The organism is Curtobacterium sp. PhB190 (genome assembly GCF_004365385.1).
Taxonomy (GTDB): domain Bacteria; phylum Actinomycetota; class Actinomycetes; order Actinomycetales; family Microbacteriaceae; genus Curtobacterium.
Map to the genome: position 1 here is coordinate 273273 of NZ_SODN01000008.1, position 14317 is coordinate 287589.

Sequence of the window (14317 nt, forward strand, 5' to 3'; positions counted from 1 at the left end):
CGCGACGATCCGTCGCGCCCCCGCTCGGTGGATGGTTCCGGTGTCAGCCGCTGACGACCGGGAGTGCACCCACGGCCGGGGTGCGGCCGGCGGTCGGAGCGGCGCCAGCGCCGGTCTCGGTACCCGTGCCGGTGCCGGTGCCGGTGCCGGTGCCGGGGGTCGCGCCCTGGTCGCCGCCGTCGCCGGGGGTTGTGCCCTCGTCGCCGCCGTCGCCGGGGGTTGTGCCCTCGTCGCCACCGTCACCGGGGGCCGCTGCCACGGCGGGCAGCGTGATCGAGAACTCGATGTTGCCCTGGCCCTGGCCGCCACCGACCTGGTTGACGCTCAGGTCCTGCTCGACAGCAGCCGAGTCCGAGAAGGTGCCCGTGGTGGACCAGTTGCCGTCGGCGTCCACGATCGTCTGCGGAGCAGCGCGGTTGCCATCGGCGTCCAGCACGTTCACGGTGTCGCCCACGGCGCCGGTCCCGGTGAAGGTCACGGTGCGCGAGTCGACGGTGTCGCCGTCGGTCGGGCTGGTCAGCGAGAAGTTGAAGTCCGCAACCGCGGCTTCGGCGCGAGCCGTGACGGTGACGGAGTCGACCGTCGACAGGTTCGCGCGCTGCTCGTTGATCGTGTAGGTGTGCTCGTCGGTGTCGGTGCCCGGGATCTCGTACGAGATCGTCCAGGTGCCGTCGTCGGCGATCGGGGTGCGGCGGACGGGGTAGCCCACGTCGAAGTTCACCGTGTTGCCGACGGCGCCGGTACCGGAGACCGTCAGCGTGCGGCCGGAGACCGACTGCGACGTGACGGCGAAGGGCAGGACGGCTACTTCGGCGCGAGCCGTGACGGTGACGGAGTCGACCGTCGACAGGTTCGCGCGCTGCTCGTTGATCGTGTAGGTGTGCTCGTCGGTGTCGGTGCCCGGGATCTCGTACGAGATCGTCCAGGTGCCGTCGTCCTTGATGGCGGTGCGCTGCACCGGGAAGCCCACGTCGAAGTTGACGGTGTTGCCGACGGCGCCGGTGCCCGAGACGGTCAGCGTTCGGCCGGAGACCGACTGCGACGTGACGGCGAAGGGCTTGTCCGTGGCCTCGGGGGCGGCGGTGACCGTCACCGAACCGTCCTGGTTCAGGCCCTTGAGCTGCTCGAACGTGTAGGTCTGCGTCGTCGTGTCCGTACCGGGGATCGTGTACGAGATCGTCCAGGTGCCGCTCGCCGGGATCTCCTGGCGGGTGTTGCGGAAGTCCTCGTCGAGCTGGATGTTCTCACCAGGGGTGCCGGTGCCGGTCACCGTCAGCACGCGGCCGGAGACCGACTGGCTGGTGATGGACAGGTCGGCGGGGTCCGCCATCGCAGGGGAGGCGGCGAAGGTGACGCCACCGACGACGATCGCGGCGCACGCCGGGAGAGCGAGCGCCTTCTTGCTCCAGAGAGCCTTGTTCATCGTTGAACTCTTCTTTCCGTGCTGCATGAGGGCACGACTGTTCTGATGCATCCGGGCGCGCTGCAGCGTCCGGTGGTGCTCACGCGAATCTCGCGCTGGCTGAACGGAGTGGGTTGGACTCCGACGTGACGCCGACAGGGAAACCGACGTCGCGGTGCACGATACGTCGCGCTTCCCGAGATGTTCCGGCCTGGAACTATTTGTCCCCCCTTGTGGGGACGTTCGGTGCGCACCGACGCGTAATGAGGACAATTCACCGACGCGGCGACGGTGCGGGCGACCGTGTCCGATGGGTGGCGCGCGAGTGACCAGCCGATAGACTCGGGTGGACCACCGGCCCGCCTGGTCGCGTGAGGTCCTCCGCCAACGTGAGGAGAACCAGATGCCCGCAGCAGTCATCATCGGAGCCCAGTGGGGCGACGAGGGCAAGGGGAAGGCCACCGACCTCCTCGGCTCCCGCATCGACTACGTCGTGAAGTTCAACGGCGGCAACAACGCCGGCCACACCGTCGTCGTCGGCGGCGAGAAGTACGCGCTGCACCTGCTGCCCTCCGGCATCCTCACGCCCGGCGTCACGCCGATCATCGGCAACGGCGTCGTCGTCGACCTCGAGGTGCTGTTCCAGGAGCTCGACGCGCTGAAGGCCCGCGGCGTCGACACCTCGAAGCTGCTCGTGTCGGCGAACGCCCACCTCATCACGCACTACCACCGCACCATCGACAAGGTGACGGAGCGGTTCCTCGGCAAGCGCCAGATCGGCACCACCGGTCGCGGCATCGGTCCGTCCTACGCCGACAAGATCAACCGCGTCGGCATCCGCGTCCAGGACATCTTCGACGAGAACATCCTGCGCCAGAAGGTCGAAGCGGCCCTCGACCAGAAGAACCACCTGCTCGTCAAGGTCTTCAACCGCCGCGCGATCGATGCCGAAGAAGTGGTCGAGTCGCTGCTGTCCTACGCCGAGCGCCTGCGCCCGATGGTCGCGGACACCGCCCTCGAGATCCACCGGGCCCTGGAGCGTGGCGACACCGTCCTGTTCGAGGCCGGTCAGGCGACCATGCTCGACGTCGACCACGGCACCTACCCGTTCGTGACCTCGTCGTCGGCGACCGCCGGTGGCGCAGCGACCGGTTCCGGCATCGGCCCGGGCAAGCTCGAGCGCATCATCGGCATCGTCAAGGCGTACACGACCCGCGTCGGTGCCGGTCCGTTCCCGACCGAGCTGTTCGACGAGTCCGGCGAGTTCCTGCGCGCCAACGGCTTCGAGTTCGGCACCACGACGGGCCGTCCGCGCCGCTGTGGTTGGTACGACGCCCCGATCGCCCGGTACACCGCGCGCATCAACGGCGTGACCGACTTCGTGCTGACCAAGCTCGACGTGCTGACCGGGCTCGAGACGATCCCCGTCTGCGTCGCGTACGAGGTCGACGGCGTCCGCGTGGACGAGGTCCCCGTGAACCAGTCGGACTTCCACCACGCGAAGCCCGTCTACGAGGAGTTCCCCGGCTGGACCGAGGACATCACCGGCGCCCGCTCGTTCGACGACCTGCCGAAGAACGCGCAGGACTACGTGCTCGCGGTCGAGGCGATGTCCGGCGCGCGGATCTCCGCGATCGGTGTCGGTCCGGGCCGCGACGCCATCGTCGTCCGGCATGACCTGCTCGGCGCCGGCGCCTGACGATGCGGGTCCTGTTCGTCTGCAGCGGCAACATCTGTCGTTCACCGCTCGGCGCGCAGGTCCTGACGGCGCGACTCGGCCCGGACGCTGCGGCGTTCGTGGTCGAGTCCGCCGGCACCATCGCCGACGACGGCGCCGCGATGGACGGCGCCGCCGCAGCGCAGTCCGTCCGGCTCGGCGGTGACCCGTCGGGCCACGGCTCGCGCTACTTGACGGCCTCGATCGTCGAGGACGCCGACCTGGTGCTGACGGCCGAACGGTCGCACCGCGCGGCCGTGGTGTCGCTCGTACCCCGGGCGACGAAGCGGGCGTTCACCATCAAGCAGTTCGCGCGGGTGCTCGCGGGGCTCGAGCCCGGTGACCTGGCCGACGTGCACTCGCCCGAGGCCCTGGTCGAACGGGTCGCACGCCTGCGCGGCACCGTCCCGCCGCCGGCCGACCCCGCGGACGATGACGTCGACGACCCCTACCGCCTGTCCGAGGCGACCCACGCTCGGGTCGCCGACGAGATCGACGCCGCGCTCGCGCTGATCGCCGACGCCCTCCGGGCCGCGCTGCGCTGACGCCGCGCTGCGCTGACCCGCACGGTGCGAGCTCTGTCGTCCGGTGCGAGGTTGGTGGCTCGGTGCGGGGTTGTAGCGGCGCACGGAGCGGTCAACCTCGCACGGGCCGGCGGACACCGCACCGTGCGCCGCAGCCGCGCCACCGCCTGCACCTTTCGATGCAAGTCCGGCAGGTGCATCCCGAAGCCGGTCGTTCCGCGACGCCGCAGTTCCTAGCGTCGTGTGCATGACGAACACCACCGAAGTCCGGCCCTCCGCCGGCACCACTCCGCAGGAGCGTGGGGGAGTCAGCGGCGTCATCGCCCGGCACCCGCTCGCGTCCTTCTTCACCCTCGCGCTCGGCCTCAGCTGGCTGGCGTGGATCCCGTACATCCTGTCGCCGCACGGCCTGGGCGTGTGGGACCTGCACTTCGCCGAGGTCCTCGGCACCGCCCAGTTCACCGGCGTGCTGCCCGGGGCGCTGCTCGGCCCGTTGGGCGGCGCGTTCATCGTCACCGCGGTCGCCGACGGCCGTCCGGGGCTGCGTCGCTGGGTCGGTCGGTTGTTCCGTTGGCGGGTCGCCTGGTACTGGTACGCCCTGGCGCTCGTCGTCGTGCCGGCCGTGATCGTCGCGTCCGCGCTGCCCTTCGCCGGCGGTGACGTCCGTGCCCCCTCGGCCCTGGCCGTCGCCATGCTCGTGCCCGGCCTGGTCATCCAACTGTTCTCCACCGGTCTGAGCGAGGAGCCCGGCTGGCGCGACTTCGCCCTGCCCCGGCTGCAGCACCGCTTCGGAGGGCTCGGAGCCGCTGCGGTCCTCGGTCCGATCTGGGCGCTCTGGCACATGCCGCTCTACCTGAGCGACTGGGGCGGGTGGCCGAACGCACACTGGAGCGAGCCCGTGGTCTTCGCCCTGTTCACGATCACGTTCAACGTCGTGATGATCCAGGTGTTCAACAAGACCGGCGAGAGTCTGCCCCTGGCCCTGCTGCTGCACGTCGGCGTGAACAACACGATCTCGACGCTGTTCCCGGAGATGTACCCGAGCATGACCGCCGGCACGCTGATGATCGGCCTGACCATCACCTCGACCGTCGCTGCCGCGTTGCTCCTCGTCGTGACCCGCGGCCGCCTGGGCTACGACCCGGCTCGCCGCGCGCTGCCGATCGACGCCCCAGTCCCCGCCCGCACCCGCCTCGTAGGATCACACGATGGCCTCCGCTGACCCGCGCACGCGCACGCGCACGTCGCGCGACGGCGACCCGCGCACCCGTCCGCCGCGCGACGGCGACCCGCGCACCCGCGACCGCCGCGTCGACGTGCTCGTCGCGCTCGGCACGGCCGTCGTGGCCCTCGGCCTGCTGTTCGGCCTGCCGCCGCTCGACGCCCTCGAGCCGGACGGCCCCGCCCTGGCCCTGCGGGTCCCGGCGCCGTTCACCGCCGCGTGGACCGTCCTGGCGCTCGGCCTGCTGGTCCAGTCCGCAGCCCTGCTCGCCGCCCGTCGTGCACCGCGCACCGTGCTCGTCGCGGTGTCCGCGCTGCCGGTGCTGGTCGCCGCGCTCGCTCCGCAGTCGCTCGACCTGTTCGGCCTCACCGCGCTGCCGGTGGTCGTCGCCGTGGTCCTCGCCGCCCTCCGTGTCCCGCTCGCACGCCTGTGGCCGACCCTGCTGGTCGCCGGCGCGCTGGTGGCAGCCGGCAGTGCGGTCCTGACCGGCGCCCTCGGGCAGGGCGTCCTGCAGGCCTTGGGCGCCGTCGGGCTCCCGCTCCTGGTCACCCTGCTGGTGCGGTCCCGCCGCGAGGTCCGCACCGCCCGCACCGCCGAGGCGAGCGCGGTCTTCCGTGAGCAGGACGCCCTGGTCGACGCCGCGGTCTCCCGCGAACGTGCCGCCATGGCCCGCGAGCTCCACGACATCGCCGCCCACCACCTGTCCGGCATCGCCCTGATGGCCGCCGTGATCGACCGGCAGATCGACAGCGACCCGGAGCGCGCACACGAGGGTGCCCGTCAGGTGCGGGAGCAGAGCACCGCCGTCCTCGACGACCTGCGCCGTCTGGTCGGTCTCCTGCGAGAGGACGTCCCCGCCGAACGTGCGGTCGAGACGGTCGCCGGCATCGTCGACCTGGTCGAGCGTGCCCGGTTCCGCAGCGACGTGCGCCTCGACGTGCTCGCTGGTGACCACGCGCGCGGAGCGCAGGCGCTGGCCGACGGCGTCGGCCCGCTCGCGCAGCTCGCCGCCTACCGGACGGTGCAGGAGGCGCTTGCCAACGCCGCCCTGCACGCCCCGTCCGCCCTGTGCACGGTCACCGTCGACGACCGCGACCCGACCCGGGTGGTGATCCGGGTGGAGAACGCACGGGCCGCCGCTCCGGCAGCGCCGACCTCACCGTCGGGCGGCAACGGCCTGCGGGGGATGCGCGAGCGGGCGGACCTGGTGGGGGCGAGCCTCCAGACCGGCCCCACCGCCACCGGCGGATGGATGGTGGAGCTGGCGCTCGGACGGGAGGCACCTGCCGCACCCGCGCAGGCCGCCGACGGTGGCGAGGTGGTCGCGTGATCCGCGTGCTGGTGGCGGACGACCAGCCGCTGGTCCGCGCCGGGGTGTCCGCGCTCCTCGGCGCGGAGGCCGACATCGAGGTGGTCGGCGTGGCCGCCGACGGCGGCGAGGCGCTCGCGCTGGCACGCTCGTTGCGACCCGACGTGGCTTGCCTGGACATCCGGATGCCCGTCATGAACGGGATCGAGCTCGCCCGGCTGTTCTGCGCTCCCGACGCCGACCCGGCGATCCCGGTGCTGATGCTGACGACGTTCGACCTGGACGACTACGTGTTCGGGGCGCTCGAGGCCGGTGCCTCCGGGTTCCTGCTGAAGGACGCCGAGCCGGACACCATCGTCGACGCCGTACGCCAGGTGGCCGCGGGGAACGGGACGCTCGACCAGGCCCTGACGCGGCGGGTGCTGCGCGAGTTCGTGTCGCGACGGAGCCTGCAGCCGGTGTCGGGGGACCGGGCCGACGGGGTGCTCACCGCCCGCGAACGCGAGGTCCTGCTGCTGCTCGCGCAGGGGATGTCGAACGAGGAGATCGCGGTCGCACTCGTGCTCGAGGTCTCGACCGTGAAGTCGCACCTGGCGCGGATGCTCCCGAAGCTCGGGGTGCGGTCACGGTTGCAGGCCGTGGTGTGGGCGTACCAGAACCGGATCGTGGCGGTCCCCGAGCCGTAGGGCACGTGTGGTGCGTGCCGGCCGTCAGCCGGTGGTGAGCGGCTCGGCGGCGCCGGGGACGACGAGGCGCCAGACGCTGTCGTCGTCCTCGGGGTCGGCCTTCGTCAGGTAGAGGCGGAAGCGGCCCTCGTCCTCGAGGACGTCGCCGTCGAAGTACTCGACGGGTTCGCCACTCGTCTCGCATTGGTCCGAGGTGCTGATGACCTGGATGGTGTGGCCGGGGTCGTCGCCCTTCGACACGTCGGTGACCGACGCGTCGTAGACGTCGTAGACGCCCTGGAACTCGACGGTGCGGCCGGTCTTGTCGACCTCCGCATCGACGACGAGGTCAGCAGCTGCACGGCGTTCGGCCGGAGTGTCGAGTGCGATGCGCGAGGCACACGCCACGCTCTTCTCCTCGGTGTCCCGGCGGGGCTGGACCCGGCCCTCCGCATCGCACCCCGCGAGCCCGCCGGTGACCACCAGGGCCAGCACCACGACCGGTACGATCCTTCCCCACTGCACGGGATGAGTATCGCTCGCAGGTCGATCGGTGGGAAGTGTCGTGGCCGGATCGTGCTGGTCCGTTTTGCGCGCGATCCCCGTTCGGGGGCTTGGGTGGGACCGGTGTGCCTGGTGGGGTGTATGCATGCACATCGAATCATCGCGCCGGACCTCGGACGATGCTGCCCTCCGATCGGCCGTCGTGGACGGGATGATCACGGCACTGCGGACACGTCCGCTCCACGAGGTGACCCCGGCCGTCGTCGCGGACCACGCCGGCCAGGACGTCGACGTGGTCGAGCGGACGTTCCCCAGCTGGGACGGTCTGCTCCTGGCCACCATCGACCACTGGAACGAGCAGCGCACCGCACCGCTCATGCCACTCGCCGAACGGTTCGGGACGGTGCCGTTCCTGCGTGCGATCGTGACCGCGAACATCGCCGACCCGTCCCTGATGCGCTTCCTCACCGCCACCCTGAACATCGCGGCGTCACCGGAGCACCCGCTCGCGCCGATGTTGCACGCGCGGTGGCGCCGCTTCCACGCCTTCGTGCAGGACTCCCTGCAGCGCGACAGCCTGCTCGGTCGCGAGCCGAGCACCATGGAGCCGTCGCGCGGCGCCGAGCAGCTGCTCGCGACCTACGAGGGACTGCAGCTGCAGTCCATGGTGCGCCCCGAGATGGACCTGCTCGAAGCGTTCGACCGGGCAGTCACCCGGTTGCGCGAGGGATGGTCCCGCGAGTACGTCGCCCCCGTGTGGGACCTCGACCTGGTGAGCTGACCCGGACCTACCACGCGCCACGGACCACGGACGCTAGGGCGTCCGAGGGCAGACGCCAGCCGTCTGCACGCGCCGCCGCTCGATTCGGGTTCGAGCGGAAGTGCGCACACCGTGCCGCCGCTCGATTCGGGTTCGAGCGGCGGCACGCACACCGATCACCCACGGGGCACCCGCGACGACGCGGCGCCGGGCGAGGAACACACCACGATGCAGCACCTGACGTTCTCGGTCGCGGCCGAGCCCTTCGACCACGAGGACGCCGTCCGGCTGCGCGCCGCGGCGCGCATCGAGGTCGACCGGATCTACGGCCGCCCGGCCGACCGTGGCCGTCCGCTGACCGAGGCGACCGCCGCCGTGCACGTCATCGCCCGCGACCCCTCCGGTCTGGCACTCGGTAGCGCGTCGCTCAGTGCCGCGGGAGACGGGGTCTTCGAGATCCGGCGGCTGTTCGTCCGACCGGACTCCCGCGGGCAGGGCGTCGGCGACCTGCTGGTGCTCGAACTGCTCGCGCAGGCCGAAGAGCTGCAGGCGCCGGCGGTCGTCGCCGAGTTCGGCGTGCTGCAGCCGCACGCCGCCGCGCTGTTCAGCCGGAACGGGTTCGTGCGGATCCAGCCGTTCGGGCCCTACCGCGACGACCCTGAGTCGGTCTGCTTCTCGCGGGCGTTGTGATCGCCCGTGCCCTCGACCGGGATCTCGAAGAGGTCCGTGTGCCGGTAGTCCTCGGCCCACCCCCGCCGCAGCCGTGACGCCGCACGGTCGAAGGAAGCGATGATGTCGAACCCCTCGATGAGGAGCGACTGGATCCGCAGACCGTCGTAGAGCGCGAGGAGCTGCTCGGTGGCACGCGCGGGATCCATGGTGGCCGGTTCGTGACCGACCCGGATGTCCCGCTCGAGTGCTTCCCGGACGGTCCGACGGAACCGGAGGTACAGGGTGCGGTAGTACTCCGCGCCCTCGTGCCCGGGGTCGGTGCTCGAGGCGAGCGTCGAGGCGAGCAGTCGCATCAGCGCCGGTTCCTCCGAGTACGCCACGACCAGCGCGTGCAGGTAGGCGACCGCGCCGTGCGTGTCCGCGATCGGCCGCAGGGGCCGTGACACGGAGCTCGACCACCGGTCGACCGTTGCCGTCAGCAGGCTCTCGCGGGTGGGGAAGTGGGTGCGCAGCTCGTCGACGGTCATCTCGGCCCGGGCGGCGACGGTGTCGACGTCGACCTGCTCGACCCCGGTGTCGTGCAGCGCCGTGATCGTCGCGTTGACGATCCGGGTGCGCAGCTCGATGCCGTCGTCGCCGAGCTGGTTCGTCAGCGGCGCCAGGGGATGCTTCCGGAACCACTCCAGCAGGGCCGTCGCGCGGGACGTCCCGGTGGCGGGGTCGGGCGCATGCCCGTCGGCGAAGAGGTCGAGGAACCCCGGGATCTCCTTGATCAACGGGTCCGCCGGTTGGAACGCCATCGACCACTCCGGGAAGGACCGCGTCGTGACGGTGTCCGCGGCGACCTGGCGCACGTTGGTGTGACGGGGGTCCTGACGGATGCCCTCGAACCGTTCCCGCACGACCTCGTCGTCGCCCTCGATGATGCCGATGCAGTTGCTCCCCTGGTGGGCGAGTATCCCCGTGATGCCCAGCTGCAGGTTCTTCTCGCGACCGACCACCAGGATCTCGGCGAGTTCCTCGTCCGTGACCGGTCGGCTCATCGTGCTCACGTACACCAACGACAGCATGTGGCCCCTGTTCCTCGAAGCGAGCTTGTGTTCCACACAGTGGCGCACACCTGCCCCGATGGCAAGGCGTGCCGATCGCGTCGTGCTCCGCCTGTCGTCTGTGGCCCGTGGCCGGCGCGCAAGGTGGATGGCGCGGTGTCCTGGCGGTGGGCCGCTGCCTACGCTGGAGGAACCGGACACCGACCGGGTCCCGGTCGGTGAAGGTGCTCGGAAGAGGTGGGGCAGTGTCACGGACGAAGTCGTTGCGCCGCGCTGCGTTCAGGTTCCCGTCGCGCAGTGCGCGCGTCGTCGAGTTCGTGTTCCGTCGCCTCGACGCGACCGGGGACTTCTACCCGGACGACGCGATGGAGGGCACGGTGCCCGGCCCGGACCCGGATCGCGTGGTGTTCGTGGGTGAGCGGGGCGAACTGTCGCTCGGCGTCCGCACCCACGAGCTCTCGCTCCCCGCGTTCTTCGCTCGGCACCGGGCAGCACGGACCGCGCGCGGCGTCTCCTGGAAGATGCTCCCCGCACCTTCGGCGAGTGTCCGGGAACTCCCATCCGTCATCGCCGCCCACCGCGAGGACCTGGGGCGGTGCGACCTCGTCGTCGTGTTGGTCGGCATCACGGATGCGCTCCGGGTCCTGCCGACGAGGGTGTGGGAACAACGCGTCCGCGACACGATCGCTGCCCTGCGCGAAGTGGTGCCCGTGGATGCCGAGGTCGTCATCGGTGAGATCCCACCCCTCGACAACGCCGGGAGTCTGTCCCGGCCGGCTCGGCTCGCAGCCGGGGTGCACGGTCGTCGCCTCAACGCGCGGACTCGACTCGTCGTCGAAGCCTGTCCACGGGTGCGCGCAGTCGGGTTCCCGGACGAGCTGACGCGGTCGGTGTGGCGGCCCGAGTCGGACGAGCACCGGTACCGCGACACGTACAAGGTGTGGGGTGGGCACCTCGACGCCCACGTCTGACGGCCGCGTCGCCGGACCGCGATCGCGGGTCATTGCGACAGTTCGCGGTCCAGTCGGTCGAGGAGTGCCTCGAGGGAGACCTCGAACTCCTCGTCGCTGCGGTCCTCGCTCAACAACGTGCGGAGTCGGCGGACCTCCGGTGCGACGTCGAGGGACGTGTTGCCGTCGCCCTCGGGGATGGCGGCGCCTCCTTCGTCGAGCGGTTCCTCGGCTGGGCCTGCTTCGGCACCGCTGACCACTGACTGCAGGAGGAGCTGGCCGAGCAGGAAGCTGCTGAACGCTCGGTACGCGTTGACCGCCTGGGCGTCCGTGAAGCCGTTCCCCGTCAGCGCGGTCAGGAACGTGTTGACGACCTCGACGCTCCGCAGCGGCGGGCGGAGCCAAGGGGCTGCAGGGTGGCGGGTCGCCACCAGCGGGAACGCCTTCGGGTGGTCCGTGGCGATCTGCCGGACGGCATGGGCGACCGTTTGCAGGAACCCTTGCCAGTGTGCTTCCTCGGCCTCGGTGAGCTGCGAGGTGAGATCCCGCATCAGTGAGGCGACGACGCCTTCGAGCAGGTCTTCCTTCCCGTGCACGTAGCGGTACAGGGACATCGCCTCCACGCTGAGCTCCTGCGCGAGTGACCGCATGGACAGTCCCTGGGGACCTGACCGATCGATCTGGTGCAACGCGGTCTCGACGATGAGGTCACGGCTGAGCCTCGGTGCGTTCGTCTCGGAACGGTTCGCCCTCGATCGTGCTGCCACGGCTGATCTCCCTGCCGATCCGCGGTTCGTGGCTGACAACGGGCGCTGCGCCGAGTTCGCGGCCGACAAACCCACGCTATCGCGACTTACGATGTAAGCTCCCGCTGGGCTTACGCCGTAAGTCCACGAGGTGGTGGTCTCCGCCGATCGAGCGGGCCGTGCGCCGCCGTCACCTCGGATCCACTCCGCATCGAACCCCAGGCGACCTGCCGGGGAAGAGGAGCACCACCATGATCGACAGCAGCAGCATCAACGACCTCACGGGCGCCGACGTCTACGGGAGCGACGACGCCAAGATCGGCACGGTCGGCCAGGTCTACGTCGACAACGACACCCAGGCTCCGACCTGGGTGACGGTGCGGACCGGACTCTTCGGCACCTCGGAGTCGTTCGCACCCTTGAACGACGCGACGTTCGAAGCCGGCGCCGTCCACGTCGCCTACGAGAAGTCCTTCGTGAAGGACGCCCCGCGGGTCGACGCCGACGGGGCGCTCAGCGCGGACGAGGAGCAGTCGCTCTACTCCTTCTACGGCAACCCGTCGAGCGCGTCGGCGGATGCGGGTCTGTACGACCAGGGCGCCGACCGGAGCACGGACTCCGCCGACGTCCAGGGACACGACACGTCCGGTCCGACGACGGACGACGCCATGACCCGCTCCGAGGAGCGGCTGCACGTGGGTACCGAGCGGATCGAGTCCGGCCGTGCCCGTCTGCGCAAGCACATCGTCACCGAGCAGGTCACCAAGACCGTGCCCGTCAGCCACGAGGAGGTCACCCTCAGCCGTGAGCCGATCACCGACGCGACCGCCGACGATGCCTTGTCGGGGCCCGCCCTGAGTGAAGAAGAACACGAGGTCGTGCTCACCGAGGAGCGCGTCGTCACCGCCAAGGAGACGGTCCCGGTCGAGCGCGTCCGGCTCGGCACCGAGACCATCGCCGGCGAGCAGGAGGTCACCGAGGACGTCGCGCACGAGGAGATCGTCCTCGACGACACCGCCGTGACCGACGAGACCATCGCGGACCGCGACGCCCGTTCCTGATCGTGCTGGGCGACGGTCGCTCAGCGACAGCCGGACGTCCGTCGCCACCACAGGACGCCTCCTCTGCGCCCTGTCCACCCGACCCTCACCCGAAAGGCTCACCCCATGGACTTCCCCGCCGCTCTGCAGAACGGACTGGCCGCGGTCATCGCGTTCGTCCCGCTCGCGTTGCTCTTCCTGCTCATCCTCGTCGTCGGCCTGATCGTCGCGAAGCTCATCGAGAAGGGGCTCTCGCGTCTCCTCACCAAGGTCGGCTTCGACCGTGCCGTCGAACGCGGGGGCATCAAGAAGGCCCTCGCGAACTCGAAACTCGACGCCTCCGACATCGTGTCGAAGATTATCTACTACACGCTGGTGCTGTTCGTGCTCCAGTTTGCGTTCGGCGTCTTCGGGTCCAACCCGGTGAGTGATCTCCTCGCCGGCATCATCGGGTTCCTGCCGAAGATCATCGTCGCGATCATCATCATCGTGGTCGCCGCGGCGATCGCGGCCGGAGCGAAGGGCCTGATCCAGAACACGCTCGGTGGTCTCTCCTACGGCAAGCTGCTGGGCAACATCGTCGCGGTCTTCATCGTCTTCATCGGAGCGACCGCGGCGTTGAACCAGATCGACGTGGCCACCTCGGTCACCACCCCGCTCCTGATCGCGGTCCTGGCGATCATCGCCGGCGTCGTCATCGTCGGAGCCGGCGGCGGACTCATCAAGCCGATGCAGCACCGCTGGGAGGCGATCCTCGAGAAGGCCGAGGCCGAAGCCCCGAAGATCCAGCAGCACGCCCAGCGTGCGCCGTCCGTCGTCGAGCAGGCAGAAGAGGCTGCCGGGAAGGCCAAGCGAGCTGCCTCGACGACGACCAGTTCCCATCGCTCGAACTGAGCGCGCCCTGTGTGTCGGCCCCGCTCACCATGGGCGGGGCCGAGGGCCATCCCCGCGCTCCCGTGTTCGCTCGGGACCGTGCCCCCAGCATCGGAGAAGACCATGACCTCCCGCCACGCACCGCGCGACGCTCCGGGTGGTGACGACCGGACGGACCAGTTCGACGTGGTCCGACGCGAAGAGCGACTCGTCATCGGCACCGAACGCCACGCCATCGAACGGGTCCGGCTCGAGCGGGTCATCGTCACCGAGCAGCGGACGATCACAGTGGACGTCAGTCACGAGGAGATCCGACTCGTCCGTGAGCCGATCGGCGGCGCGGTACCGGTGTCGGCCGGCACCACGGACACCGTCCCCGAACCGATCGTCGTGGTCCTCCGCGAGGAACAGATCACGGTCTCGACAGCAGTCGTCCCCGTCGAACGCGTCACCCTGACGACCCACACCGTCACGGAGGAGCACCGCGTCGAGGCGGGGCTCCGGCGGGAGGAGATCGACATCGTCACGTCGCACCGTCGGGCCGGAGGAGCTCCACTCCCGTGAGTCGCGTGGGGGACGCGTGAGGGAGTCGGTCGTCCTCAGTCGACGCTGGCTTCGCGGAAGGCGTGCGACACGCGTTCGGTGAAGTGGATGAACACATCCGTGCTCTCCGGCGGCAAGGACTGCCGGAGTGCCCGGCGGTAGGCGGCCCGGAGCGTCCCGACCACCGCGAACCCGTCGGCGCTCAGCTCGATCCGCACGCTCCGGCGATCGTCCGGGTTGCGGACACGATCGAGTAGACCTCGTTTGGTCAGACGGTCGAGCAACGCGGTGACGGCTCCCGTTCCCATCTCCAGGTACCCGCCGAGTTCCTTCGGCGTGCG

General features: G+C 70.5%; 16 protein-coding genes. 11 read left to right on the top strand and 5 right to left on the bottom strand.

Going from position 1 to position 14317, the window contains the following annotated elements:
• Positions 1 to 43: 43 nt before the first annotated feature.
• Complete coding sequence (locus tag EDF47_RS15175) at positions 44 to 1423, bottom strand: hypothetical protein (RefSeq protein WP_133937446.1); 1380 nt, start codon at positions 1421 to 1423, stop codon at positions 44 to 46.
• A gap of 382 nt (positions 1424 to 1805) precedes the next feature.
• Here EDF47_RS15175 and EDF47_RS15180 point away from each other — a divergent pair, with 382 nt between their 5' ends.
• From EDF47_RS15180 to EDF47_RS15200, 5 genes are all read left to right on the top strand, one after another.
• Positions 1806 to 3101 (top strand): adenylosuccinate synthase, encoded by a 1296-nt coding sequence (locus EDF47_RS15180; RefSeq protein ID WP_111086193.1) that lies wholly within the window; start codon positions 1806 to 1808, stop codon positions 3099 to 3101.
• 2 nt (positions 3102 to 3103) lie between these two features.
• Positions 3104 to 3664, top strand: a complete 561-nt coding sequence (locus EDF47_RS15185) for a low molecular weight phosphatase family protein (protein WP_133937445.1) — start codon at positions 3104 to 3106, stop codon at positions 3662 to 3664.
• 226 nt (positions 3665 to 3890) lie between these two features.
• On the top strand, positions 3891 to 4865 hold the full coding sequence (locus EDF47_RS15190) for a type II CAAX endopeptidase family protein (RefSeq protein WP_133937443.1): 975 nt from the start codon (positions 3891 to 3893) through the stop codon (positions 4863 to 4865).
• On the top strand, positions 4852 to 6195 hold the full coding sequence (locus EDF47_RS15195) for a histidine kinase (protein ID WP_133937441.1): 1344 nt from the start codon (positions 4852 to 4854) through the stop codon (positions 6193 to 6195). Before EDF47_RS15190 ends, EDF47_RS15195 begins: the two co-directional genes overlap by 14 nt.
• Complete coding sequence (locus EDF47_RS15200) at positions 6192 to 6860, top strand: response regulator transcription factor (RefSeq protein ID WP_123293595.1); 669 nt, start codon at positions 6192 to 6194, stop codon at positions 6858 to 6860. Before EDF47_RS15195 ends, EDF47_RS15200 begins: the two co-directional genes overlap by 4 nt.
• Positions 6861 to 6884: 24 nt before the next feature.
• On the opposite strand, the gene EDF47_RS15205 is transcribed toward EDF47_RS15200, so the two are convergent.
• The gene (locus tag EDF47_RS15205) at positions 6885 to 7337 is read right to left on the bottom strand and encodes a hypothetical protein (protein ID WP_131881143.1); all 453 of its coding nucleotides are present in this window, start codon (positions 7335 to 7337) and stop codon (positions 6885 to 6887) included.
• A gap of 151 nt (positions 7338 to 7488) precedes the next feature.
• On the opposite strand from EDF47_RS15205, the gene EDF47_RS15210 reads away from it, so the two are divergent.
• Positions 7489 to 8124: a hypothetical protein gene (locus EDF47_RS15210; RefSeq protein WP_131881141.1), complete on the top strand. Its 636-nt coding sequence runs from the start codon at positions 7489 to 7491 to the stop codon at positions 8122 to 8124.
• Between the two features lie 207 nt (positions 8125 to 8331).
• Positions 8332 to 8793: a GNAT family N-acetyltransferase gene (locus EDF47_RS15215; RefSeq protein ID WP_131881139.1), complete on the top strand. Its 462-nt coding sequence runs from the start codon at positions 8332 to 8334 to the stop codon at positions 8791 to 8793.
• Here the strand turns inward: EDF47_RS15215 and EDF47_RS15220 are convergent.
• A complete protein-coding gene (locus EDF47_RS15220) occupies positions 8748 to 9845 on the bottom strand; it encodes a BLUF domain-containing protein (protein WP_131881137.1) in 1098 nt (365 codons plus the stop codon). The genes EDF47_RS15215 and EDF47_RS15220 overlap by 46 nt on opposite strands.
• Positions 9846 to 10069: 224 nt before the next feature.
• Between EDF47_RS15220 and EDF47_RS15225 the strand changes: the two genes are divergently transcribed.
• Positions 10070 to 10795, top strand: a complete 726-nt coding sequence (locus EDF47_RS15225) for a hypothetical protein (protein WP_131881135.1) — start codon at positions 10070 to 10072, stop codon at positions 10793 to 10795.
• Between the two features lie 29 nt (positions 10796 to 10824).
• Here the strand turns inward: EDF47_RS15225 and EDF47_RS15230 are convergent, their stop codons facing one another.
• The gene (locus EDF47_RS15230; RefSeq protein WP_111086143.1) at positions 10825 to 11541 is read right to left on the bottom strand and encodes a TetR/AcrR family transcriptional regulator C-terminal domain-containing protein; all 717 of its coding nucleotides are present in this window, start codon (positions 11539 to 11541) and stop codon (positions 10825 to 10827) included.
• Between the two features lie 230 nt (positions 11542 to 11771).
• Between EDF47_RS15230 and EDF47_RS15235 the strand changes: the two genes are divergently transcribed.
• From EDF47_RS15235 to EDF47_RS15245, 3 genes are all read left to right on the top strand, one after another.
• Positions 11772 to 12581: a PRC and DUF2382 domain-containing protein gene (locus EDF47_RS15235; protein ID WP_131881133.1), complete on the top strand. Its 810-nt coding sequence runs from the start codon at positions 11772 to 11774 to the stop codon at positions 12579 to 12581.
• A gap of 105 nt (positions 12582 to 12686) precedes the next feature.
• Positions 12687 to 13454: a hypothetical protein gene (locus EDF47_RS15240; RefSeq protein ID WP_131881131.1), complete on the top strand. Its 768-nt coding sequence runs from the start codon at positions 12687 to 12689 to the stop codon at positions 13452 to 13454.
• A 102-nt stretch (positions 13455 to 13556) separates the two neighbouring features.
• Complete coding sequence (locus EDF47_RS15245) at positions 13557 to 13997, top strand: YsnF/AvaK domain-containing protein (RefSeq protein ID WP_133937439.1); 441 nt, start codon at positions 13557 to 13559, stop codon at positions 13995 to 13997.
• Between the two features lie 35 nt (positions 13998 to 14032).
• Here the strand turns inward: EDF47_RS15245 and EDF47_RS15250 are convergent.
• A partial coding sequence (locus EDF47_RS15250; protein ID WP_133937437.1) for a MarR family transcriptional regulator occupies positions 14033 to 14317 on the bottom strand: 285 nt, incomplete at its 5' end.